1 protein-coding gene is annotated in these 465 nt (G+C 61.9%); it reads right to left on the bottom strand.

The window, feature by feature from the left end:
• Positions 1-45: 45 nt before the first annotated feature.
• The gene (locus GUY61_RS38875; RefSeq protein ID WP_015607926.1) at positions 46-249 is read right to left on the bottom strand and encodes a cold-shock protein; all 204 of its coding nucleotides are present in this window, start codon (positions 247-249) and stop codon (positions 46-48) included.
• Positions 250-465: the final 216 nt, after the last annotated feature.

The raw sequence follows: 465 nt of genomic DNA, 5'->3' as shown, positions 1-465 counted from the left end.
CACCTCGATGGTGCGGGCCCCGGCTGCGAGGTTCGCGTCCGGCTGTCAGGCGGGAACGATGTTCTCGGCCTGCGGGCCCTTCTGGCCCTGCGTGACGTCGAAGGAGACCTTCTGGCCCTCCTGGAGCTCACGGAAGCCCTGGGTCGCGATGTTGGAGTAGTGGGCGAAGACGTCGGCGCCGCCGCCGTCCTGCTCGATGAAGCCGAAGCCCTTTTCCGAGTTGAACCACTTCACGGTTCCGGTAGCCATGATTTTCTCCTTCTGATATGGGGCAGTGCCCGGAAATCCGCACCTCGCGGATTCCTCAGTCGCCGCAATTGAGCCCCATCCGGAGAAGCCGGAAAAACAATAATGCGCCTGGGCGGAACATTCCGGCTCAGGCGCACATAAAGTCATGGGTACCAAAACTGCAACGCCTTGAGGCTACCACGTCCACCCGATCCGTCTCCGCGTTCCATGTCACAC

Source organism: Streptomyces sp. GC420 (assembly GCF_009916105.1).
Classification (GTDB): domain Bacteria; phylum Actinomycetota; class Actinomycetes; order Streptomycetales; family Streptomycetaceae; genus Streptomyces.
This window is presented reverse-complemented; position numbering and strand designations above follow the sequence as displayed.

What these genes read in the sequence shown, in the direction of transcription:
- GUY61_RS38875 (WP_015607926.1), bottom strand. Translation starts at nt 249, where the DNA reads ATGGCTACCGGAACCGTGAAGTGGTTCAACTCGGAAAAGGGCTTCGGC.